This window comes from Ewingella sp. AOP9-I1-14 (assembly GCF_052375995.1).
Classification (GTDB): Bacteria; Pseudomonadota; Gammaproteobacteria; order Enterobacterales; family Enterobacteriaceae; genus Ewingella; species Ewingella allii.
In genome coordinates this window covers 450,432-473,204 of sequence record NZ_JBQSVA010000003.1, presented here as the reverse complement: position 1 = coordinate 473,204, position 22,773 = coordinate 450,432, and the positions used below count along the sequence as shown (strand labels likewise).

The window sequence follows — 22,773 nt, the reverse complement described above, 5'->3', positions numbered from 1 at the left end:
CACGGATCCTTTAATGGAGTACTCAAAGGTATTTTTCGACAAAGCTTTCGAGGTTGCGGAAATCAGGCATGCGCGCTCTTAGCGTCTCGTGATCCCAGTTCCACCACTGGCTGCGCTCGATTTTCTCAATCAAGCTGTCGTTAAAGCGCATGCCAATCTTCTTCGCCGGCACGCCCGCCACGATGGAGTAAGGCTCAACGTCTTTGGTTACCACCGCGGAGGTGCCGATCACCGCGCCATTGCCCACTTTCACGCCGGGCATAATCACCGCGTTGTGGCCGATCCAGACATCATTGCCCACGGTGACGTGATGCTCGCGGCGCCAGTCGAAGAAATTCACGTCATCTTCACCCAAATCATAGGCCGAAGCGCGATAGGTAAAGTGGTGCTGAGCAATGCGATTATAGGTCGGATGGTTGCCCGGATTGATGCGCACATAGGTGGCAATCGAGACAAATTTGCCAATGGTGGCGTAATGAATCTGGTTGTTACCGGCGGTATAGGAGTAGTCGTCGATAGTGGATTCTTCAAAGATGGCGTTATCGGAGATGTGAACGTAGCGCCCGGCACGGGACTTATTCATCACCACGTTTTCGCCAATTTTAGGCTGTGAGAAGTCGATTTCAGCGTTTTGCGGGTTTTCAACAATATCACTCATGGCTCAACCTTCTGGGGAGAAATAGGGTAGAGAAACGCGGTGGAAGGCGCAGCGAGTAGCTGCAACAGTCCTGCCAGCGTCTGTTGTAACTGGCCGTTGTTTTCCAATCTCTGACAATGGGCGGGCATCTGATTGGCGTACTGCGCCGCCCGTTGCAAACGATGCTGGATCTGCTCGCTGTTTTCCCGCCCGCGCTGCTCTAAACGCTGGCGCAAAACGTCTTCGGACACCTGCAAGCAGACCGGGATCAGCCGCTGGCCGTAGCGCTGCATCGCCTGTTCCAGATAAGCACGAGAGCCGTTGATCACCACGTTGCAGCCTTGCTGCATCCAGTGGTCTATCTCAATGCCGACCGCGTAATGGCAACCGTGAGCCTGCCACTCCAGCGCAAACAGGCCGCGCTCGGCTCGCTGGGAAAACTCATGCTGGCTGAGAGCAATATGGTTCTCCGAGCCAGCATTGGCAGGGCGAGTAATGTAGCGATGCGCCACCATCAAATTGGGTGGCAGGTCGTGGCGCAGGGCATCCAGCAGGCTATCCTTGCCTGCTCCCGATGCGCCCATCAAGTAAACGAGTCGGCTCATCAATCATTCCTTTATCAAAACACCTGAATCCCCTGACGCCACACGTTCTTCACATAGTGGTGGTCGGCGTGGGTGCGAGCCAGCACCAGATCGGCGCGTTTTCCTTCAGCGATCACGCCCCGGTCTTGCAAACTCAGCGCGCGGGCCGGGTTACGCGTCACCAGACCAACCGCCTGCGGCAGCGTGAAGTCGTTGCTGTCGTCATTGGCGATACGGAACACGGCGTCGAGCAGGCTGGCCGGGTAGTAGTCAGAAGACAGGATGTCGAGAATACCTAGTGACGCCAGATGATGCGCGGCGACATTGCCAGAATGCGAGCCGCCTCGAACGATATTTGGCGCACCCATCAACACTTGCAGGCCACATGCGTGTGAGGCCCGCGCAGCCTCTTCAGTGGTCGGGAATTCGGCAATCACGCTGCCCAGCGCGCGCGACTCTTCGACGTGCGCGGTGGTGGCGTCATCGTGACTGGCCAGCGCGATGCCCAGATTGCGGCAGTGCTCGGCGATGGCGTAGCGGTTCGGTTTGGCCCAGCGCAGGGAGTTCTGGATTTGATCTTCCTGAAACACCTCCATCTGGTCGTCATTCAGGTTGTATTTGCCCTGATAGTATTCGCGATACTTTTGCGGCGTGGCGAACTGGCGCTGGCCCGGCGAGTGGTCCATCAGGGAGACCAGCGACAGCACTTCGGTGTGCATCAGCTTCTCAAACAGCGGCAGAGTGCTTTCGTGCGGCAGCTCGCAGCGCAGGTGCAGGCGATGCTCGGCGCGGTTCAGGCCCGCCTTGCCGCTGTTGACCACGGCGTCGATCATCTTTTGCAGATTTTCCAGACGATGGCCGCCGTCGCGCACGTCGCCCACCGCCACCGCGTCGAGCACGGTAGTAATGCCGCTGGCGACCATCAGCGCGTCGTGGCTGCTCATCGCCGAGTGGGCCGGCCAGTCAACTTTCGGGCGCGGGGTGAAGAACTTGTCGAGGTTGTCGGTATGCAGCTCGATAAGCCCCGGCAGTAACCAGCCGCCTTCGGCATCGATCGCCTGCGGCAGTTGGCTGCTGGTGTCGGCGAAGGCGGTAATGACGCCGTCCTGCACTTCCAGCGAGCCTTTAACTACCTGATCTTCTAGGACCAAATTGACATTGTTAATGATCATGCTGGGATCTCCGCAGAGGGCGCTGGTGTCATGGCATAGAGTCTATCGGCGACGCGCTCGCGCACGTCTTCATCGTGGAAAATGCCTACGACGGCGGCTCCGCGAGCTTTGGCTTGCTGGATCAGGGTCACCACCGCGGCGCGGTTGGTGGCATCCAGTGAGGCGGTGGGTTCGTCGAGCAGTAAAATCGGGTAGTCGACGATAAAACCGCGCGCAATGTTCACGCGCTGCTGTTCGCCACCGGAGAAGGTGGACGGTGCGAGGTGCCACAGGCGCTGCGGCACGTTGAGGTGAGTGAGCAGGCGGCTGGCGCGATCTTCGGCTTCGGCTTTGTCGACGCCCAGTTCAATCAGCGGCTGCATCACCAGATTCAGGGCGCTAATGCGCGGAATAACCCGCAGGAACTGGCTCACCCAGCCGACAGTGTGGCGGCGCACGGCGAGAATTTCCCGCGCTTCTGAGCCCACCATGTCGATCCACTGGCCCTGATGCTCGACCCAAATGTGGCCGCTGTCCGGCAGGTAGTTGCCGTAGAGCGAACGCAGTAAGGTGGATTTCCCGCTGCCGGAGTGGCCGTGAAGCACCACGCACTCTCCGGCATCAACTTGCAGACTGGCGTTATTAAAAACCGGCAACCGTGCGCTGTTCTGGTTATGTAATACAAAGGTTTTACTGAGGTTTTCGACCCTGAGCTTTGTCGTCATTTTTGGTCACCTATTAAGACAGCACGGAAGACACGAGTAACTGCGTATAAGGATGATGCGGATCGTCGAGCACGCGGTCGGTTAAGCCACTTTCCACCACCTGACCCTGCTTCATCACCAGCAGACGATTGGCCAGTAGGCGCGCGACGCCCAAATCGTGGGTCACAATCACCACCGCGAGCTGCATCTCCACCACCAAGGTGCGCAGTAAGTCGAGCAGGCGGGCCTGTACCGATACATCCAGACCGCCGGTCGGCTCATCCATAAACACCAGGCGCGGGTGCGTCACCAGATTGCGGGCGATTTGCAGGCGCTGCTGCATGCCGCCGGAGAAGGTGGTTGGCATGTCGTCAAGGCGCGACACCGGGATTTCCACATCTTCCAGCCACTTTGCGGCCTGTTTGCGGATGTCGCCGTAGTTACGCTGACCAATGGCCATCAGGCGCTCGCCGATATTACCGCCAGCGGAAACCTGACGACGCAGGCCGTCCATCGGGTGCTGATGCACCACGCCCCAGTCGGTGCGCAGCAGGCGACGGCGGTCGCTCTCCGGCATGTCATAAAGCGACTGTGGTGCCTGCTGGCCGTTGTTATAAATAACCTGCCCCTGCTGCGGCGCGAGGCGGGCGGAGATTGACTGCAACAGCGTGGTTTTGCCGGAGCCAGATTCGCCCACGATGCCCAGCACTTCGCCCGGATAGAGATTAAAAGAGACATCGCTGAAGCCTTTGCCCGGCGCATACAGGTGGGTCAAGTTGTTGACCGACAGCAGAGGTTCAGCGTTGAGTTGGCGTGGAGTGGTCATCAGTGTTGCGCCTTATTCTGGGTTTGTTGGCTGTTCAGTTCGACCTGCTGGGCGCAGAAGTCGGTGTCTGAGCACACGAACATCCGGTTGCCGAGGTCGTCGAGCACCACTTCGTCGAGATAGCTGTGGTGCGAGCCGCAGATAGCGCAAGGCTCGTCCCACTGCTGCACGGTGAACGGGTGGTCCTCAAAGTCGAGGCTTTCCACCTTGGTGAACGGCGGCAGGGCGTAAATGCGTTTCTCGCGACCGGCACCAAACAGTTGCAGCGCCGGCATCATGTGCATTTTCGGGTTATCAAATTTCGGGATTGGCGACGGGTCCATCACGTAGCGATCGTTCACCTTGACCGGGTAGGCGTAGGTGGTGGCGATATGGCCGAAGCGCGCGATGTCCTCATACAGTTTCACCTGCATCACGCCGTACTCTTCCAGCGCGTGCATCTTGCGCGTCTCGGTTTCGCGCGGCTCGATAAAGCGCAGCGGCTCAGGGATGGGCACTTGGAAAATCAGCACCTGATCTTCGGTCAGCGGCGTTTCCGTGATGCGGTGGCGGGTCTGAATCAGCGAGGCATCAACGGTTTTCTCGGTGGTTTTCACCCCGGCGACGCTCTGGAAGAACTTGCGAATCGACACGGCGTTGGTGGTGTCATCCGCGCCCTGATCGATGACTTTCAGCACGTCTTGCTGACCAATAATGCTGGCGGTGATCTGAATACCGCCGGTGCCCCAGCCGTAGGGCATTGGCATTTCGCGACCGGCAAACGGCACCTGATAACCGGGGATCGCCACGGCTTTTAGAATGGCGCGACGGATCATGCGTTTGGTCTGTTCGTCGAGATAGCCGTGGTTATAGCCAGCGATGATGGGGGCGTGGTTATCACTGCTTTTCATGGTCTGAGTCCTGTGAAGTCGTTGAATCATGCTGCTGGCGCAGGCGTTTCAGCAGTTCCAGTTCGGCCTGGAAGTCAACGTAGTGCGGCAGTTTGAGGTGGGAAACAAAACCGGCGGCCTCGACGTTGTCGGCATGGGACAGCACGAACTCTTCGTCCTGCGCCGGGCTGTTCACCAGTTCGTTGTACTCTTTGGTCTGCAATGCGCGGTCGACCAGCGACATCGACATCGCCTTACGCTCGGCGCGGCCAAACACCAAGCCGTAGCCACGGGTGAAGTGCGGCGGCTTGTCGTCCGGGGTGACAAAGCCGTTCACCATTTCGCATTCGGTCAGCAGGATCTCGCCGATATCAATCGCAAAGCCCAGCTCTTCCGGCACGATTTCCACCGTCAGCCATCCGGTACGAATTTCGCCAGCAAAGGGGTGGGTGCGGCCATAACCACGCTGGGTGGAGTAGCTCAGGGAGAGCAGGAAACCCTCGTCGCCGCGCACCAGCTGTTGCAGGCGAGCCGCGCGAGAAGCGGGGTAAAACGGCGGGGTGCGGGTGATGTCTTCAGGCTCGCTGCCGTCGTCCTCTTCCTTCACCGCCAACTGTTGCGCGGTCAGCAGGTCAAACACGTGGCTGCACTGCTCTGGCAGGGTTTCGTCGGCGATGGGCGTGAACGGCGCTTCGCCTTCGGCCAGCAGGGCGAAATCCAGCAAACGGTGGGTGTAATCGTACGTCGGGCCAAGTACCTGTCCGCCCGGCAAGTCCTTATACACCGCAGAAATACGGCGTTCGAGGCGCATATCGCTGGTGTCCAGCGGCTGGCTGGTGGCGAGGCGTGGCAGAGTGGTGCGATAGGCGCGCAGCAGGAAAATCGCTTCGACCAGGTCACCGCTCGACTGTTTGATAGCCAGCGCGGCCAGCTGGCGGTCATAAATTCCGCCTTCGCTCATCACGCGATCTACCGCCAGACCCAGCTGCTGTTCGATTTGCGCGCATTCCAGTTCATCAACGCGGGTGTCGCCACGGCGCTCGTGCGCCAGAAGTTGATGGGCGGCAGCAATGGCTTTTTCGCCCCCTTTAACGGCTACGTACATCAGCAAACCTCCACGCGGGTGGTGCGCGGCACTGCAATCAGCTCGTCACCGCAGGTAAACATGAAATCCAGCCCCAGCGGGAAGCGGTGCGGACGGTTAAGCAGGTATTGGCGCACCGCGTCTGGCAATTGCGGGGTGATCACGCGTTCGGACTCAATGCCCGGCCCGGTCAGGCGCAGCGCAGGGCCGCCGCTCAAACCTTCGAGCTGCACAATCACGCTGGTGGCAAGCTCTGGAGACATTTCGTCGCCGCACGGGAAGGCCAGCAGGGTGGCGCTGTCGAGGGCCGGGTCTGCCAGCGCGAAGCTGACGGAGGAAGGCTCTTCGGTCAGAACCGCGCCAGTGTGGAAGCGCAGGTTGTTACGCAGAATGTCGTCATTCAGCGCGGCGCTTATCCACAGCGGCGTGTCTTGGTCAATCAGGGTTAACAGTACGCAGGCGCTGGCAGAGCCGAGCGCGCCGAAGCCCGGAACGGCAGGCAATTTGACGCAGGTTCCCGGCTCGCTGAGGGCTTTAAGGATGCGGCGAAAGCTAAACTGCGCATCGGCGACGGGATTTTGGAAGCTGGCAACAAGTGACATGGATTACTCTCCGCGAACCAAGGTGAAGAAATCGACGCGGCTGGCGGCCACTTCCCTGGCGCGCTGTTCGCGGCGCTCTTGTTGGGTAGCGGCCAGCGGGGCGATCAGGGATTTGTGCAACAGCTCATCCATGCCGTTTACCTGTAAAAGCGCGTCGATAATGGCGCACAGTTCGGCATGGGCTTTGTCGCGACCGGCGACATAGCTGTAGCCATAAACGCCGGAGTCGAGCTGCACCACGGCGCGAGTGACGGTCATATCACCCATCACAAAGCGTTTTCCGGTGCCACCCATGCGGCCTTGCAATTGGGTCAAGCCGGTTTCTGCGGCGCGCAGGCGTTCAAATTTTGGCGAGAGGTTCAGCGGTTGCCACAGCGCCAGAAGTTCGGCGGGCTGGCTGTGTGCCAGCACTGACATCCAGCGCTGGCGATTTTCGAGGGCGTGCATTCAGTGCTCCATTGTCAATTCAATCATGTCGGCGCGGGTCAGCCCGACGGAGTATTCCGCCACGTTGCCACTGCCGTCACAGGTGTTGAGAGTTCGCACGCACAGCAGCGGGGCCTGCGGGACGATTTCGAGTAATTTGCTTTCTTTCGCCAGTGCGCGGCGGGCGTTAATGCGGGTAGTGCGGCGGGTCAGAGTCTGTTTGATTTCAGTACGGATAAAGTCGTGCAGTGAACCATTGTGGAAATTTTGCAGAGAAGGCCACCAGTCGAGATCCGGCAGGTAGTGGTCGATAACGCTGACCGGCACCCCGTTCACCCGTCGCAGCGTGCGCAGGTGGATCACCGTGTCGCCCTCTTGCCGCGAAAGGGCCGTCGCGACGTGGTCTGTGCAAGGTCGCAGCACGGCTAACAATCTTTCGCTGGTGGGGTGACTGCCTTGCTCCAGCAGGTTCTGACTAAAACGGGCCTGCGAGTGCAGCGGGTAATCGTAAGGGCGCATCAGCACCAGGGTGCCAATCCCCTGACGGCGTTGCAGCCAGCCGCGCTCGACCAGCTCATCCACCGCGCGGCGCAGGGTGTGGCGATTGACTTGAAAACGGTCGGCCAGTTGTTGCTCAGGAGGAAGATAGTCGCCACAGCGATAGCCGTTGCGCAGTTCGAGTTCGAGTTCGGCAGCAATTTGCTGATATCGCGTGGGGTAACTGGTCGGATGTCTAGATAAGTTCATCATAATGAAAACCTCGCACGGTCTTAACGAGCAGACAAAACCTAAAAAGTTGAGCTGGCGGGGAAGCGATGAAGAGAGGGGAATACGCTTTCATAGTGCCAACCTCGTTTCGGTGTTGGCATCAGAATGGCCGAGCTAAGTGACAATTTGGTGAATGGCGGGTTGCAGATAAATGAAGAGTGGAAGACAGCTCGCAGGAAAGTGAGAGGGGAGTTTACGGGACAGTAGTGTTCAAATTACACTCAATGAGCGATAGGAAAAGGTAAGTCTCTCTCACATAAGGAATATGTATGTCTGAAGCAAATAATATGGATTTTCAGCCTGCCGAAAAGCCGGTATTACCCGAAACCGCCGCCGAAATTTGGTTGCGCGAAAATCAGCATGGCCTTGAGGCAGTCAAACGATATGCCGAAGAGAATGGCGCTTTCTCTGATTACCAGCGGGCTTTTTGATGGAGCAGTACGCTGTTTATGAGAATAAAGGTGGAGGAAAGGCCGCTTATCCTTTTCTGCTGAACATACAGCACCCTCTGGTTGAGGGCATTAGCCCTACCGTGATGGTCCCTTTAGTTCCGCTGGTTAAGTTAGCTGCTTTTCCGCCCAAAAAGCTGTGCCCACTGCTACGAGTGGAACATCAATCCTATGTTGCCATGACACACATGCTGGGTGGCGTACACTCGTGTGAGGTTGGGGAGCGGGTCAGTAGGCTTGATGGAGAAATTTACGACGTCAAAAATGCCTTTGATTTTCTACTGAATGGTATTTGAATAATAAGAGAGAGGAGTGAGATTCCTCTCTCTTCATTTACCTCACCACTTCACCTCAAGTAATGAATCACCTGATTTGAGCTGCCGCGCCAGATAAGGGCGGGGTCTTTCAGCTCTTGCACAAATTTGCCGTCCACCAACACGTTGATTAACTCGACCACTTGCTGCTGGTCGGCGGTTAATTCATCAAGCTTGTAGCCGGTCCACATCCAGACGTTTTTGCCGGGGCATTCGGCCTGAACACGTTCTAGCAGATGGCGTACTGCCGACAAATTTTGCGGATGCAAAGGGTCGCCGCCGGACAGCGTCAGCCCTTGGCGCGGGATCAATTCGTCTTGCAGGTCGGCAATAATCTTATCTTCATCTTGTTGGGTGAAGGGTTTGCCCGAGTCCAGCCGCCAGGTGCTTTTGTTGTAGCACCCTCGACATTCATGGACGCAGCCGGAGACGAACAGCACGCAGCGCGTTCCCGGCCCGTTGACGACGTCCACACTGTAATATTGATGGAAGTTCAAAGCGTTAGCCCAATTGCCCATTGCCTAAATGCTTGACGCGGCGTTTCACCTCTTCCTGCTTACCGGCGTTGAACGGGCGAGCGTCGGGGCTGCCGAGATAGCCACAAACCCTGCGAGTGACCGAGACGCGTGACGGCTCGTGATTGCCACATTTCGGGCAGGTGAAGCCTTTGCTGGTGCAGTCGAACTCGCCGGTGAAGTGGCATTCGTAGCACTCGTCAATTGGCGTGTTGGTACCGTAATAAGGCACCCGCGAGTAGCTATAGTCCCAGACATCTTCCAGCGCTTTCAGGTTATGTTGCAGGTTCGGGTATTCGCCATAGCAGATGAAACCGCCGTTGCTCAGTGGCGGATAGGGCGCTTCAAAGTCCAGCTTCTGATAAGGGTTCACCTTCTTCTCTACATCGAGATGGAAGCTGTTGGTGTAGTAGCTCTTGTCGGTGACGCCGGGGATCAGGCCGAACTCGGCGGCGTCCAAACGGCAGAAGCGATCGCACAGGTTTTCGCTCGGCGTACTGTAGAGGCTAAAACCGTAGCCGGTTTCCTCTTTCCACGCCTCGGTGGCTTCTTTCAGGCGATTGACGATGGCGATGGCCTTCTCGCGCAGCTGAACGGCGTCGAAAACGTGGGTCTGGTTGCCATACAGCGCGTTGATGGTTTCATGCACCCCGATATAACCCAGCGAGATTGATGCGCGGCCATTTTTGAAGATGGGCGCGATGTCGTCGTCAGCTTTCAGCCGGACGCCGCAGGCCCCTTCCATATAGAGGATTGGCGCGACGCGGGCTTTGATGCCGTCCAGCCGTGCAATGCGCGTCATTAAGGCCTTTTTCGCCAGCAGCAGTCTTTGGTCGAGCAATGCCCAGAAGGCCGTTTCGTCGCGGCCCGCTTCAAGAGCGATGCGCGGCAGGTTCAGGCTGATCACGCCAATATTGTTACGCCCGTCGTGCTGCATCTCGCCGTTCTCTTCATAGACACCGAGGAAGCTGCGGCAGCCCATTGGCGTTTTGAACGAGCCGGTGACTTTGACCACCTGCTCGTAGTTGAGAATGTCCGGGTACATGCGCTTGCTGGCGCACTCGAGCGCCAATTGCTTGATGTCGTAATTGGCATCGGCGTGCTGGCGGTTAAGGCCGTCGCGGATAGCAAACACCAGTTTGGGGAACACGGCGGTTTTGCGGTTTTTACCCAGACCGGCAATGCGATTACGCAGGATTGACTGCTGAATCAGGCGCGATTCCCAAGAGGTACCCAGCCCGAAGCCAAAGGTGACAAAGGGCGTTTGGCCGTTGGCGGTGTGCAGTGTATTCACCTCATATTCCAGCGACTGGAAGGCGTCGTAACACTCTTTCTCAGTGCGGCTGCGGGCGAAGGCTTCACAGTCTGCCACCTGCCACTCTTCGGCCACGGCTTTATGTTTGTTGAAACTCTCGGTCACAAAGGGGGCGAGGATCTCATCGATGCGATTGATAGTGGTGCCGCCATAAATATGGCTGGCGACCTGAGCGATAATCTGCGCCGTGACCGCCGTTGCGGTGGAAATTGACTTAGGAGTGTCAATTTCCGCATTACCCATTTTGAATCCCTGGGTCAGCATGCCTTTTAGGTCAATCAGCATGCAGTTAAACATTGGGAAGAAGGGCGAATAGTCGAGGTCGTGATAGTGAATTTCACCGCGCTCGTGAGCCAGAACCACGTCACGCGGCAAAATATGCTGTTTGGCATAGTGCTTGGCGACAATGCCCGCCAGCAGGTCGCGCTGGGTGGGAATGACTTTGCTGTCTTTATTGGCATTCTCGTTGAGCAGCGCCACGTTGCTTTGCTCGACCAGCCCGCGAATCTCCTGATTCAGCCTGCCGCGCAGCTCGCGCGTCACATCGCGGTCATGGCGATATTCAATATAGGCGCGGGCGAGTTTTTTGTAGGGGCCGGACATCAGCTGGTTTTCCACCGCGTCTTGGATCTCATTGATATCCACCTGCGATTTATCCAGCAGCGCCTCACTCACCACTCGGGCGACCTGTTGGCAATACTCTGCGTTATCGATACTGGCAGCACTCGCCGCGCGGCTGACAGCTTGATAAATCAGGCTGCTATCGAAAGGCACTTTGCACCCGTCCCGTTTGATGACGATCGGCAGTTGGTGGGGGGTATTGACGGGATCAGATTTCAACAGGTCAGCCTTCACAATTTAACTCCTTTTGGCGCAATGCCGCACTGCTCAAGGCCTGGAGCCTTAACAGCAGAGAATAGTGCATAACGCTATATGTTGGGTTGTTTTTCTTAATCGGCCCACAATATATAGTCTATAAAGAATTTCTGTATTCTTGAAATACGCCTTCCCTTGACCTAAAACAAAGATTCCCCGCATAAGTTTATAGAATGAGCAAACGGCCAAAACGGCCTGTTAAATGGCGTAAAAATTGCTTCCTTTTAAAGCAGTTATCGAGGTCACATTTCCCTGCAAATTGCCTGCAATAAGAGAAAATGCGGTGTCGGCTTGCTTGATACTTTAGGTTTAAACTGAATTGACCGCTGAGGGTCTACAGGGCAGGGCACGGACATGAAAAGATAGCCTCAACAGGCAGAGCGATGCCTCTCATATTACCTATTGAGGAAGTGAAAATGTCATCGATTTTAGTGTTAAGCGCCCACCGCACGCCGGACCAGTCTCGTATCAATAAGGCGCAGGTTGCCGCGCTGCGCGAGGTTCCGGGCATCACCGTGCACGAACTAATGCGTGAATATCCAGACTATAAAATCGACGTGGCGCGTGAGCACGAGTTGCTGAAAAACCACCAGCACATCGTCATGATGTTCCCGTTTTTCTGGTATAGCTCACCGGCGATTTTGAAAGAGTGGGAAGACGCGGTATTAACCTACGGTTTCGCCTACGGTACCAACGGCACGGCATTGCAGGGTAAGACTTTGCAGGTGATTGTTTCGACAGGTGGTGATGAAAAGGCTTATACGCCAGAGGGTTACAATCGTTATCCTGCCAAAGACCAGCTGTTGCCGTTCCACGCTGTGGCTAATCGTACTGGTATGGACTGGTTGGAGCCGCTGCTGATCCAAGGCGCGAACAACATGACTGACGAACAGGTTCCTCATCATGTTGAACGCACTCTGGCATTGCTGAAGAGCCAGCTTTAATCGCGCTGGCTCTGGGCTACTGCTTTATAACAGATAGAGGCACTCGTACGGTCGCAGGCAGTTGGCGACCGGCGCATCAGCATAGTTGCTGAAAATAGGTGCCTGCTGGTGGTTATCAATATTGAGGATCTGCTGCTCGCCGCTGAGGTTAGCAATCACCGTTAGCTGCTCCCCGTGCCAAGTACGACGATAGCACCACAGGTGTGGGTTATCTGGCAGCAGGTCTTGATAATCACCGTGCGTCAGCACCGGCAGCTCTTTACGCAGGCGAATCAGATACTGATAGGTGTAAAACACCGAATCGGTGTCCGCCAGCGCCTGCTCGGTGTTGATGTGGGTGTAATTCTCGCTCGGGGTGATCCACGGTGTGCCGGTGGTGAAGCCCGCATTGGCCGAGGCGTCCCATTGCATCGGCGTACGGCCATTGTCGCGGGATTTCGAGGCCAAAATCTCCAGCAGTTCTGCCTCGTTTCGGCCACTGGCCTTCAGCTCAGCAAACATGTTCAGGCTTTCCACATCGCGGTATTGCTCAAGATGCTGGTAGCCCGGATTGGTCATCCCCAGCTCTTCACCCTGATAGATGTAAGGTGTGCCCTGCATGCCGTGCAGCACCATCGCCAGCATCTTGGCGGCAGGCACGCGCAGCTTACCGTTTTCACCAAAGCGGCTCACGATGCGCGGCTGGTCGTGGTTACACCAGAACAGCGCATTCCACGCGTGGCCGTGCATCCCTTGCTGCCACTCATTGAAAATCTGCTTGAGCTGCACGAAGTCTGGCGCGGCCTTGGTCCACTTCTCACCGTTGGGATAGTCCACTTTCAGGTGGTGGAAGTTGAAGGTCATCGACAGCTCGCTGCCATCGTTGGCGGCGTATTTGCGGCAGTGCTCCAGCTTGGTTGACGACATTTCGCCGACGGTCATCAGGCCCAGCGGCTTGAAGACGTCGCGGCTGAATTCTTGCAGGAACTCGTGAATACGCGGGCCATCAGTGTAGAAACGGCGGCCATCGCCGATGTCGTCGGACGGGAAATCCTGCTGCTTGGAAATCAGGTTGATCACGTCGAGACGCAGGCCATCCACCCCTTTTTCCGCCCAGAATTGGCAGATCTTTTTCAGTGCTTCGCGTACCGGCGGGTGCTCCCAGTTAAGGTCCGCCTGCTCGCTGGCGAACAGATGCAGATAGTACTGCTCGCTCGCCTCGTGCCACTGCCACGCGCCGCCGCCAAACTTGGAACGCCAGTTATTTGGTGGACCTCCGGCGCTGTCGGCATCGCGCCAGATGTAGTAATCGCGATAAGGACTGGCGGGATCTTGTGCCTGTTTAAACCACTCGTGATGGGTCGACGAGTGGTTAAACACCATATCCATAACAATGCGGATCCCGCGGCGATGGGCTTCGGTGGTTAAATTTTCGAAATCTTCCAGCGTACCGTAATCCGGGTCGATAGCGCAGTAGTCGGCTACGTCGTAGCCGTTATCAACCTGCGGAGAAACGTACATTGGCGTTATCCACAGCGCATCAACGCCGAGGGTTTTCAGGTAGTCCAGACGGCGGGTGATACCGTTGATATCCCCCATGCCGTTGCCGGTGGTGTCCTGAAAACTCTTCGGGTAAATCTGGTAAATCACGCCGTTTTTCCACCACGGCAATTCACTGCTCATCGTCTTATCCTTTTCTTAATGCGTCATCTTTTACTAAACAATCGCCAGCTCGCCTTTACGCGCTTTACGCTTGTAAACCAGCACCGTCAGAATGATTGGAATGACGGTAGCGACCAGCATTGCCAGTGCGAATACGCCCCAGAACTGCGGTTTAATGGACAGAATGCCCGGCAGGCCGCCAACGCCGATACCGTTAGCCGTGACGCCGCTCAGGCCACAAATCAGGGAGGCCACTGCGGAGCCAATCATCGCGCAGAGCATTGGGAAGCGGTATTTCAGGTTGATACCGTACATCGCCGGTTCGGTTACGCCGAGGAAGGCGGAGATGGCGGCCGGGACTGAAACTTCGCGCTCGTTGTGTTTCTTAGAAGCAATAATGATGCCGACTACCGCCGCCGCCTGCGCGATGTTGGAGATAGCAATCAGCGGCCAAACTGGCGTGCCGCCGGTGCTCTGCACCATCTGCATGTCGATAGCCAACGTAGTTTGGTGCACGCCGGTGATAACCAGAGGTGCATAGAGGAAGCCAAACAGGGCGGCGCCAATCGGCGCGAAGCTGCCGGTCATCACGGCTTTCACCGCCCATGCCACGCCATCACCAATCATGCGGCCAAATGGACCAATCAGGGTGTGGGCCAGGAACACGGCGAGGATCAGCGACACCACTGGCACGATCACCAGATAGAGGTAGTTCGGCACGATTTTCTTCAGGGCGTTTTCGATAATGGCTAATGCCATACCCGCCAGCATAGAAGGAATGACCTGCGCCTGATAACCCACTTTCTCAATAGTGAACCAGCCGAAGTTCCACACTTCAGGAATTTGCTGGCCGAGGTTGTAGGAGTTCATCAGCTGTGGGGAAACCAGCGTGATACCCAGCACGATACCGAGGATCTCGGTGCCGCCCATTTTCTTCACCGTGGACCAACAGACCGCCACTGGCAGGAACATGAAGATGGCTTCACCCAGCAACCACAGGAAGTCGTAGATGGTTTTCCACATCGGGTGCATCTGGGCCAATGTCTGACCGCCGCTCATCGGGATATCACCGATGACGTTGCGGAAACCTAAAATCAAACCGCCGCTGATAAGAGCGGGCAGCAGGGGGAAGAAGATCTCAGCGAAGTGCGAAATGCCGCGCTCCACCCAGCTCATGTTCTGGCGGGCAGCCACCTTGGCGGCCTCTTTGCCGGTGTCATCTTTACCACTGCTGGCGATCAGGGCTTTGTAGTAATCGTCAACTTCAGGACCAATAACCACCTGGAACTGTCCGGCATTGGTGAAACACCCTTTGACCATTGGCAACTCTTCAATGGCTTTCGGATCGGCTTTCTCTGGATTGTTTAATACGAAGCGCAGGCGGGTAATACAGTGCGTGACCGTGGCGATATTTTCGCTTCCGCCGACCAGCTCTATTAGCCGATTAACAGCTTGCTGATTTACTTTGCTCATGGATTGACCTTATGTTCCCTTTGTACCTGACGCTAAGGAGGAGCCAAGGACGCTAGGGATATTGTGATTGTCGTTAGGGTACATTTCGACCTTTAGCATAGCCAAACCTATGGGAACTTGTCTGGGAACGTTCCCGGTTTTAAGCGGTAGATCACAATTTTTCTGCATGACTCAAAGTGAGGTATTCAGCTGGCCAATTGGCCGGGAATAATAATTTGCCTTAAGTCGGTTTTTTGGCTGAGTTGGGTGAGTAATTGGCGGGCAGCGGATTCGCCCCCCTTGCCATAACCCAGCTCGACCGAGAAGGTATTAGGGAAGAGGAAGCGGAGCAGGGGGTTGTTACCAATGCCGCACACCTGAACGCCGCTAACGTTCTGTTTTTGCAGGTATTTCTGTGCACCGAGCGCAATGGTGTCGGAGGCGCAAATCACCGCGTCGGTCTCAGGGAGCAAGACTTGAGAAATCAGCTCGAAGCCGCTTTCATAGTTCAGTTTGCCCAGCGCCATATGCGGCGTCAGGCCGTGTTCCGCGCAGTAGCTTTGGTAAGCCTGAAAACGCAGTTGGCCGGTGGTGGTATCTTGCGGCGAAACCCCGATAAAGCTTATCTGCCGATGGCCTTTCTCCAGCAGGGTGTCCATCAGCAGCCGCACCGCGCCCGCGTCGTCATAGCAAACCGAAGAAAACTGCGGCATTTCGCGCGCCATCATCACCAGATTGTCCTGCCAGCCTTGCAGCATCGCGGCTTCTAACCCGGAGAAGCCAAACAGCACCACGCCGTCGATATTTCTCTGCTTCAGCACCTGCAAATGCTCTTGCACCCGTTCGGCGCTGAACTGGCTTTCCATCACAATAGGGTCGTAACCCTGCTCGTAAAATAGCGGCAGCATGGCGCGCACTGCCTGATTCTCAGAGGGAGAATCAAGGCGCGACACGATGATCGCCACAATCTTATCGCTGAACCCGCGCATCGCCCGCGCCGACTTCGACGGGCTGAAATTATGCTGCTCAATCACCGCCAGCACCCTTTCGCGCGTGCGTGGGCTGACGTTGCCTTCATGGTTTAGCACGCGTGAAACGGTAGATTTACCGACCCCGCTCAGGCGGGCAATGTCATTAATGGTCAGGCGATTTTGCATGATTTTAGCGCTAATGATTGATCAGGTTTATGTTTGGTTGCAGTTAACCAGCGTAAACTGCGGGCGTTTGATAACCGCTGTATACCAATTTGCCGATGAGCTGATGGTTTTGCTCAGCCGATGAATTGTAATACCGGACGGGTATCTTTTCCTAAACGTTCCTTACCGGAGATGAAAACCTAATGGGACCCGACCCCAATTCTGTAGGTCCGTTGTGATCCGGTAAGCATCCGCTTTTTAGCTACTGCTTACCGTGACACTAACGCTTGAAAAAGTGCTGTACAGGTAAGCGGTGGCGATCGATTTTCGTTCGTCCCCCCAATTTTAATTTATCCAATCCCCTGCACGGGCTAGCCACGCCTGCGTGTTGCAGTGGGGCGGGTTTTGCTTTTGCCATGCCTAAATTTTAGATTCTGGGCGCAACAAAGGGTCGAACGATGTTCAAAACTATTACTCAACGGCTGCTAAATGCACTAAGCCGTAACTTACCACGCCGTCTGGTTCGCCGTGATCCCCTGCTGGGTGATGCATTGCAACAAAATGTGCACGGCGGCAAAACGCAGGAAATCCCTGCCAGCATGGCCAATCATAGCCTGAAGTGCGCCCGCGCGACGGAAGATCAGCTCTATCTGCAATTTGGCAGTCATCCTGAAGGGCTGACCGGCCCCGAGGTCGAGGCTATCCGCGAGCGCGTGGGCTTCAACCAGACTGACGACCAGCAGCCCGCCCCTTGGTGGCAGCACCTGTGGCACTGCTATCGCAACCCGTTCAACCTGCTGCTCACCGTGCTGGGGCTGGTTTCTTACGCCACTGACGACCTGACGGCGGCCTTGGTGATTGGCGCGATGGTGCTGATCTCCACCTTGATGCACTTCATTCAGGAAGCGCGCTCGAACCGCGCGGCGGACGCGCTGAAAGCCATGGTCAGCAACACCGCCACCGTGCTGCGTAGCGATGCTGAAACTGGCCGCAGTGAAACCTGCGAAGTGCCTATCAGCCAGCTGGTGCCGGGCGACCTGATTAAGCTTTCCGCCGGAGACATGATCCCCGCCGACCTGCGCATTCTGTCGGCCAAAGACCTGTTTATCAGCCAAGCCGCGCTGACCGGGGAGTCCCTGCCGGTCGAGAAGCAGGCCAACAGCCGCATGCCCGCCAATACCGACCCGTTGGAGCAAGACACCCTGTGCTTCATGGGTACTAACGTGGTCAGCGGCACGGCAATGGCCATTGTGATTGCCACCGGCGGCGAAACGTGGTTTGGCCAACTGGCCGAGCGCGTAACGCAAGAAGAGACGCAGCCGAACGCCTTCCAGGCTGGGATCAGCAAGGTCAGCTGGCTGCTGATTCGCTTCATGATGGTGATGACCCCTATCGTGCTGGTGATCAATGGCTACACCAAGGGCGACTGGTGGGAAGCGGCGCTGTTTGCGCTCTCCGTGGCCGTGGGCCTGACCCCAGAAATGCTGCCGATGATTGTCACTTCGACGCTGGCGAAAGGGGCAGTTAAGCTTTCAAAACAGAAGGTTATCGTTAAGCGTCTGGACGCCATTCAGAACTTTGGCGCCATGGACATTCTCTGCACCGACAAAACCGGCACCCTGACGCAGGATAAAATCGTTCTCGAGCGCCACACCGATGTGCTCGGCGTCACCAGTGATGAAGTGCTGCACTTGGCGTGGCTCAACAGCCACTATCAGACCGGCCTGAAAAACCTGCTCGACGTGGCGGTGCTGGATCGCGGTGATATCGCTAATGCGCTCAACTCATTGAAAGTCGATGAGATCCCCTTTGATTTCGACCGCCGCCGTATGTCAGTGGTGGTGTCTGACCATGCCGACAGCCATCGCCTGATTTGCAAAGGCGCGCTGGAGGAGATGCTGTCGATTTGCACCTTAGTGCAGCTCAACGGTGAGATTGTGCCGCTGACCGATGTGCTGCTGGCGCGTATTCGCCGTATTACCGACGACCTCAACCAGCAGGGGCTACGCGTGGTCGCCGTGGCGCACAAAGTGATGCCATCGCGCACCCAGGGTTACGGCATTAATGATGAATCCAGCCTGATTCTGGCCGGTTACATTGCCTTCCTTGACCCACCAAAAGAGAGCACCGCGCCTGCGCTGAAAGCCTTAAAAAACAAAGGCGTGACGGTGAAAATTCTTACCGGCGACAACCCGCTGGTGGCACGTAAAGTCTGTAAAGACGTCGGGCTGAAAGTGGATGAGATCCTGATTGGCAGCGATATCGAAAGCATGGATGACGCCCAGCTGCTGGCGGCGGCGGAGAGCACCACGGTGTTCGCCAAACTGACCCCGATGCACAAAGAACGCATCGTGCGCGTGCTGCGCGACAAAGGCCACGTGGTGGGCTTTATGGGTGACGGCATCAATGATGCTCCGGCGCTGCGCGCGGCGGATATCGGCATTTCGGTAGACTCGGCGGTGGATATCGCCAAAGAAGCGGCCGACATCATCTTGCTGGAAAAGAGCCTGATGGTGCTCGAGCAGGGCGTGACCGAAGGGCGTAGGACCTTCGCCAACATGCTGAAATATATCAAGATGACCGCCAGCTCCAACTTCGGTAACGTCTTCAGCGTGCTGGTTGCCAGCGCCTTCTTGCCGTTCTTGCCAATGTTACCGCTGCACCTGTTAATTCAGAACCTGATTTATGATGTGTCTCAGGTGGCTATCCCGTTTGATAACGTGGATGAAGAGCAGCTCGCCAAGCCGCAGAACTGGAACGCCGGGGATATTGGCCGCTTTATGGTGTTCTTCGGGCCGATCAGTTCAGTGTTCGACATTCTGACCTTCAGCCTGATGTGGTGGGTGTTCAAGGCCAACACGCCGGAAATGCAGACCCTGTTCCAGTCCGGCTGGTTTATCGAAGGCTTGCTGTCGCAGACGCTGATTGTGCATATGATCCGCACCCGCAAAGTGCCGTTTATCCAGAGCCGCGCCTCGTGGCCGCTGTGCGTGATGACCCTGTTGGTGATTGTTACCGGCATCGGCCTGATCTACACGCCAGCCGCCGGATTCCTGCAATTGCAGGCCCTGCCGCTGAGCTACTTCCCGTGGCTGATCCTGATTCTGGCGGGTTACATGGTGCTGACTCAGACAGTGAAAGGCTGGTTCGTTCGCCGCTACGGCTGGCAGTAACGGTGAGTTGTTAACATTAAGGCGGTGATTGTTAACTCAATCACCGCCTTTTTATTACACAAAGGCTATAGTTAATCCTTTACGATTCAGCAGGCTATGTCAGTCTGCTTTACCTCTAAGGGATCTTGCCAATGCCATTGCCATTCCGTCGTTCCTTATTTGCCTCGTCGTTACTCCTTGCTGTCAGCTCCTCGTCCTTGGCCGCTCCCGCCGGGAATTTGCCCCTTATGCCATGGCCGCAGCAGGTTGAAGTGGCCCCGCAGGCGGGGAAATGGGTGGTGGACAACAGTCTGTCGGTGGCGGTGAGTGGAGACAATCTCGGCGCGATCCCCCAGCGTTGGCGTGAACGCATTGAACAGCAGACAGGCTGGACGCTCCAGCCGCAGCCGACTCACGGCAAGCAGAGCAAAATTCAGGTAGTGATCAAACATAAAGTAGACGCCCTGCCGAAGCCCGACAGCGACGAAAGCTATGACCTTGACGTCACGCCGCAGGGCGCGACCATTACCGCCAACAGCCGATTTGGCGCGCTGCACGGCATGGAAACCCTGCTGCAATTGCTGCAAAACGACGGCGAAAACACTTTCCTGCCATTGGTGAAAATTCACGATAACCCGCGCTTTGCGTGGCGCGGCGTGCTGCTGGACTCCGCGCGGCACTTCCTGCCGATAAGCACCATTAAGCGCCAGCTCGACGGGATGGCCGCCGCCAAGCTGAACGTTTTGCACTGGCATCTGACTGACGATCAGGGTTGGCGCTTCGCCTCAGAGCACTATCCGAAGTTGCAACAGTTAGCCAGTGACGGCGAGTTTTACACCGTGGCCGAAATGAAAGAGGTGGTGGCCTACGCCACTTCGCTGGGCATCCGCGTGGTGCCGGAAATCGATATGCCGGGCCACGCCTCAGCGATTGCCGTCGCCTATCCTGAGCTGATTAGCGCCCCCGGCCCTTACCAGATGCAACGCGAGTGGGGCGTGCATGAGCCGACGCTCGACCCGTCTAACGAGCAGGTCTACCAGTTTGCCGACACCATCGTCGGCGAGCTGACCGCCATCTTCCCCGACCCCTATTTGCATATTGGCGGCGATGAAGTGAAAGACACCCAGTGGGTGAATTCCACGGCGATTCAGGCTTACATGAAGAAGCATAATATTGCCGACAGCCACGCACTTCAGGCCGCGTTCAACAAGCGTTTGCAGGAGATTTTGCATCAGCATCATCGCCAGATGGTGGGCTGGGATGAGATTTTCCACCCCGACTTGCCGCACGACATTGTGATCCAGTCATGGCAGGGGCCGGACTCGCTGGGGGCCAGCGCGCAGCAGGGGTATCAGGGGATCCTTTCCACCGGCTTCTACCTCGACCAGCCGCAAAGCTCGGCCTACCACTATCGCAATGAAATCCTGCCGCAGCCGCTTGGCGTGGAGCAAAACGTCGCCGAGGGTGAAAAAGCCCAGAGCTGGGCATTCTCCATGCCGCGCCTGAAAGGCAGCGCGGTAGACGGCAGCTTTACCCTGATTGAAGGCAAGCAGGGTTGGCGCGGATTCATTGATTTCAAAGGCAAAACCCGCCGTGCGGTGCGCGATATCGTTTGGCAGAATGACGGCAAAGTCAGCTTCGCGGTAGACACGTGGATGGGCGACACCCGCCCGGCGCTCACCCTGAAAGACGGCAAATTCGACGGCTATTTCCTGATTGGCAACGCGCGCTATCCGGCCACCGGCAGCCAGCTTGGCGAAACGCCGCAGGGCACGCCGCCAGTGGTGCCAGACGCCAAAGCAATGAAAAACATTCTCGGCGGAGAAGCCGCGCTGTGGCAGGAAAATATCACCTCGCAGATTCTCGATCTGAAGCTGTGGCCGCGCGGCTTTGTGGTTGCCGAACGCCTGTGGTCCGCCGAGGATGTGAAAGATGTCAACAACATGTATCAGCGTTTGGCGAAAGTGGATGCCTGGTCGGCGGTGTCGGTCGGGCTACAGCAGCATGCCGAAACCACCCGCCTGATGACCCGTCTGGCCAATAGCAGCGACATCACGCCGCTGCTGACCCTCTCCTCGGCCCTCGAGCCAGCGCAGTATTACACTCGCCAGCACCTGAAATTTAAGGCTGGAAACTACACCCAGTTTGAGCCACTGAATCGCCTGGTGGACGCGCTCCCTGCGGAGAGCAACGCGGTGCGCGAGTTGGATAATCAGGTTAAAACTCTGCTGGCTGACAGCAAAGACGCACAGGCCGCCGCCGCCATTCGCAATCAACTGACGCTGTGGCAGGCCAATACCGCGCAGGTTCAGCCTATTCTGGCGCAAAACTACGTGCTGAAGCCGGTACAGCCGGTGGCGGAGCAGCTCGGCAAGCTGTCCGAGCTGGGGCTGCAATGGCTGGATAAAATCCAGAAAGGCCAGAGTATCACCGCAGAAGAGCGCCAGCAGGCGCAGGCCCAGTTGGACGGCGCGGCGCAGATTCAGGATGAGTTGGTGATCGCGGCGGTCTATCCGCTGGAAAGACTGCTGCAGGGCGTGAAGTAAGGGAAAGTGCCGCCGGGAACACGCGGCGGCGCAATCTTATTATCAGGCAGGCTCGGGCGGCAGCTCTTGGCGTGGCTTGCCTGCCCGCATCAAGCACCACAAAGGCAGTGGCAGGGTGGTGGCCAGCAGAATCCACAGTAGCGGGTAAATCGACCCCACGCCGTCATTTTGCAGATTGATAAACAGCTTCACCGGTATCCCCTGCGGGAAGTAGCAGAACACCATCACGATGCCGAACTCACCAATCACTCGCACCCAAGCAATCGCCAGCCCGGCGGCTAAACCGCGCGCGGCGACCGGCAGCGTGAGCCGCCAGAACACCATCAGCGGCGAGGCGCCCAGCGTTTGCCCGGCCTCTTCGATATCCCTCGGGACATTTTCAAAAGCCACTCTGGCCGACAGCACAAAGTAGGGCAGCGCGCCGTAAACCTGCGCCAGTACAAAGGCCGGAGCATTGTTGTTCAGCGACACGCCGACGGCATTCAGCACTTCACCAATCGAGCCATAAGGCCCGTAAACCGAGATAAGCAGAATGCCCATCGCCAGCGGCGGAGTCAGCAACGGCACCAGCACCGCGACTTCCACCAGACTGCGCCAGCGATGCTGAGTGCGCGCCAACCACAGCGCCAGTGGCAATCCCAAGGCAATAATCAGCGGAATCGACACCATGCTCAGGCCGAGAGAGACGGCGACGGCCTGACCGTCACCGTAGGCGGTGTGGAAATCTGACCAAGGGGTGAGCACCGCCAGCGTGACAAAAGGAACCATCAGCAACGCCAGCG

General features: G+C 57.0%; 21 protein-coding genes. 5 read left to right on the top strand and 16 right to left on the bottom strand.

Features of this window, described 5'->3' with window-relative positions; all coding sequences use genetic code 11:
- Nucleotides 1-22 precede the first annotated feature (22 nt).
- The 10 genes from ACT3RT_RS12040 to phnF are packed head-to-tail and all read right to left on the bottom strand — an operon-like array spanning nt 23 to nt 7,630.
- Nucleotides 23-658, bottom strand: a complete 636-nt coding sequence (locus tag ACT3RT_RS12040; RefSeq protein ID WP_496203027.1) for a DapH/DapD/GlmU-related protein — start codon at nt 656-658, stop codon at nt 23-25.
- Nucleotides 655-1,242 carry a ribose 1,5-bisphosphokinase gene (gene phnN / locus ACT3RT_RS12035; RefSeq protein ID WP_396132309.1) on the bottom strand — a complete coding sequence of 196 codons (588 nt, stop codon included), beginning with the start codon at nt 1,240-1,242 and terminating at the stop codon, nt 655-657. The genes ACT3RT_RS12040 and phnN overlap by 4 nt, the downstream gene beginning before the upstream one ends.
- A gap of 14 nt (nt 1,243-1,256) precedes the next feature.
- Nucleotides 1,257-2,393: an alpha-D-ribose 1-methylphosphonate 5-triphosphate diphosphatase gene (gene phnM / locus ACT3RT_RS12030; protein WP_496203026.1), complete on the bottom strand. Its 1,137-nt coding sequence runs from the start codon at nt 2,391-2,393 to the stop codon at nt 1,257-1,259.
- On the bottom strand, nt 2,390-3,097 hold the full coding sequence (phnL, locus tag ACT3RT_RS12025; protein ID WP_353500699.1) for a phosphonate C-P lyase system protein PhnL: 708 nt from the start codon (nt 3,095-3,097) through the stop codon (nt 2,390-2,392). Before phnL ends, phnM begins: the two co-directional genes overlap by 4 nt.
- A 13-nt stretch (nt 3,098-3,110) precedes the next feature.
- Nucleotides 3,111-3,902 (bottom strand): phosphonate C-P lyase system protein PhnK, encoded by a 792-nt coding sequence (phnK, locus tag ACT3RT_RS12020; RefSeq protein ID WP_353500700.1) that lies wholly within the window; start codon nt 3,900-3,902, stop codon nt 3,111-3,113.
- Nucleotides 3,902-4,792 (bottom strand): alpha-D-ribose 1-methylphosphonate 5-phosphate C-P-lyase PhnJ, encoded by an 891-nt coding sequence (locus ACT3RT_RS12015; protein ID WP_496203025.1) that lies wholly within the window; start codon nt 4,790-4,792, stop codon nt 3,902-3,904. The genes phnK and ACT3RT_RS12015 overlap by 1 nt, the downstream gene beginning before the upstream one ends.
- On the bottom strand, nt 4,779-5,876 hold the full coding sequence (locus tag ACT3RT_RS12010; protein WP_496203024.1) for a carbon-phosphorus lyase complex subunit PhnI: 1,098 nt from the start codon (nt 5,874-5,876) through the stop codon (nt 4,779-4,781). Before ACT3RT_RS12010 ends, ACT3RT_RS12015 begins: the two co-directional genes overlap by 14 nt.
- Nucleotides 5,876-6,457, bottom strand: a complete 582-nt coding sequence (phnH, locus tag ACT3RT_RS12005) for a phosphonate C-P lyase system protein PhnH (RefSeq protein WP_185688726.1) — start codon at nt 6,455-6,457, stop codon at nt 5,876-5,878. The genes ACT3RT_RS12010 and phnH overlap by 1 nt, the downstream gene beginning before the upstream one ends.
- Nucleotides 6,458-6,460: 3 nt before the next feature.
- A complete protein-coding gene (gene phnG, locus ACT3RT_RS12000; protein WP_034795348.1) occupies nt 6,461-6,904 on the bottom strand; it encodes a phosphonate C-P lyase system protein PhnG in 444 nt (147 codons plus the stop codon).
- Nucleotides 6,905-7,630, bottom strand: coding sequence for a phosphonate metabolism transcriptional regulator PhnF (gene phnF, locus ACT3RT_RS11995; RefSeq protein WP_034795434.1), 726 nt, complete (start codon nt 7,628-7,630; stop codon nt 6,905-6,907).
- A gap of 290 nt (nt 7,631-7,920) precedes the next feature.
- Between phnF and ACT3RT_RS11990 the strand changes: the two genes are divergently transcribed.
- Entirely contained in the window at nt 7,921-8,082 is a 162-nt protein-coding gene (locus ACT3RT_RS11990; RefSeq protein WP_496203023.1) for a type II toxin-antitoxin system CcdA family antitoxin, read from the top strand.
- Entirely contained in the window at nt 8,082-8,396 is a 315-nt protein-coding gene (locus tag ACT3RT_RS11985; RefSeq protein WP_353500705.1) for a CcdB family protein, read from the top strand. The genes ACT3RT_RS11990 and ACT3RT_RS11985 overlap by 1 nt, the downstream gene beginning before the upstream one ends.
- 50 nt (nt 8,397-8,446) lie before the next feature.
- Here the strand turns inward: ACT3RT_RS11985 and nrdG are convergent, their stop codons facing one another.
- Complete coding sequence (gene nrdG, locus ACT3RT_RS11980; protein WP_278877786.1) at nt 8,447-8,911, bottom strand: anaerobic ribonucleoside-triphosphate reductase-activating protein; 465 nt, start codon at nt 8,909-8,911, stop codon at nt 8,447-8,449.
- A 4-nt stretch (nt 8,912-8,915) separates the two neighbouring features.
- Nucleotides 8,916-11,051 carry an anaerobic ribonucleoside-triphosphate reductase gene (gene nrdD, locus ACT3RT_RS11975; RefSeq protein WP_496203053.1) on the bottom strand — a complete coding sequence of 712 codons (2,136 nt, stop codon included), beginning with the start codon at nt 11,049-11,051 and terminating at the stop codon, nt 8,916-8,918.
- Between the two features lie 485 nt (nt 11,052-11,536).
- On the opposite strand from nrdD, the gene ACT3RT_RS11970 reads away from it, so the two are divergent.
- On the top strand, nt 11,537-12,064 hold the full coding sequence (locus ACT3RT_RS11970) for an NAD(P)H-dependent oxidoreductase (RefSeq protein WP_034795356.1): 528 nt from the start codon (nt 11,537-11,539) through the stop codon (nt 12,062-12,064).
- 24 nt (nt 12,065-12,088) lie between these two features.
- On the opposite strand, the gene treC is transcribed toward ACT3RT_RS11970, so the two are convergent.
- The 3 genes from treC to treR all read right to left on the bottom strand — a co-directional run bounded on the left by treC (nt 12,089) and on the right by treR (nt 16,314).
- Nucleotides 12,089-13,726 carry an alpha,alpha-phosphotrehalase gene (gene treC / locus ACT3RT_RS11965; protein WP_353500706.1) on the bottom strand — a complete coding sequence of 546 codons (1,638 nt, stop codon included), beginning with the start codon at nt 13,724-13,726 and terminating at the stop codon, nt 12,089-12,091.
- 33 nt (nt 13,727-13,759) lie between these two features.
- On the bottom strand, nt 13,760-15,178 hold the full coding sequence (treB, locus tag ACT3RT_RS11960; RefSeq protein ID WP_353500707.1) for a PTS trehalose transporter subunit IIBC: 1,419 nt from the start codon (nt 15,176-15,178) through the stop codon (nt 13,760-13,762).
- A gap of 185 nt (nt 15,179-15,363) precedes the next feature.
- The gene (treR, locus tag ACT3RT_RS11955; protein WP_496203022.1) at nt 15,364-16,314 is read right to left on the bottom strand and encodes a trehalose operon repressor TreR; all 951 of its coding nucleotides are present in this window, start codon (nt 16,312-16,314) and stop codon (nt 15,364-15,366) included.
- A 437-nt stretch (nt 16,315-16,751) separates the two neighbouring features.
- Between treR and mgtA the strand changes: the two genes are divergently transcribed.
- Together mgtA and ACT3RT_RS11945 are read left to right on the top strand one after the other, a co-directional pair.
- Nucleotides 16,752-19,466 (top strand): magnesium-translocating P-type ATPase, encoded by a 2,715-nt coding sequence (gene mgtA, locus ACT3RT_RS11950; protein ID WP_496200810.1) that lies wholly within the window; start codon nt 16,752-16,754, stop codon nt 19,464-19,466.
- A gap of 131 nt (nt 19,467-19,597) precedes the next feature.
- Nucleotides 19,598-21,991: a beta-N-acetylhexosaminidase gene (locus ACT3RT_RS11945; protein ID WP_496203021.1), complete on the top strand. Its 2,394-nt coding sequence runs from the start codon at nt 19,598-19,600 to the stop codon at nt 21,989-21,991.
- A 42-nt stretch (nt 21,992-22,033) separates the two neighbouring features.
- Here ACT3RT_RS11945 and ACT3RT_RS11940 read toward each other — a convergent pair whose 3' ends face one another.
- A complete protein-coding gene (locus ACT3RT_RS11940; protein WP_496203052.1) occupies nt 22,034-22,759 on the bottom strand; it encodes a molybdate ABC transporter permease subunit in 726 nt (241 codons plus the stop codon).
- Nucleotides 22,760-22,773 lie beyond the last annotated feature (14 nt).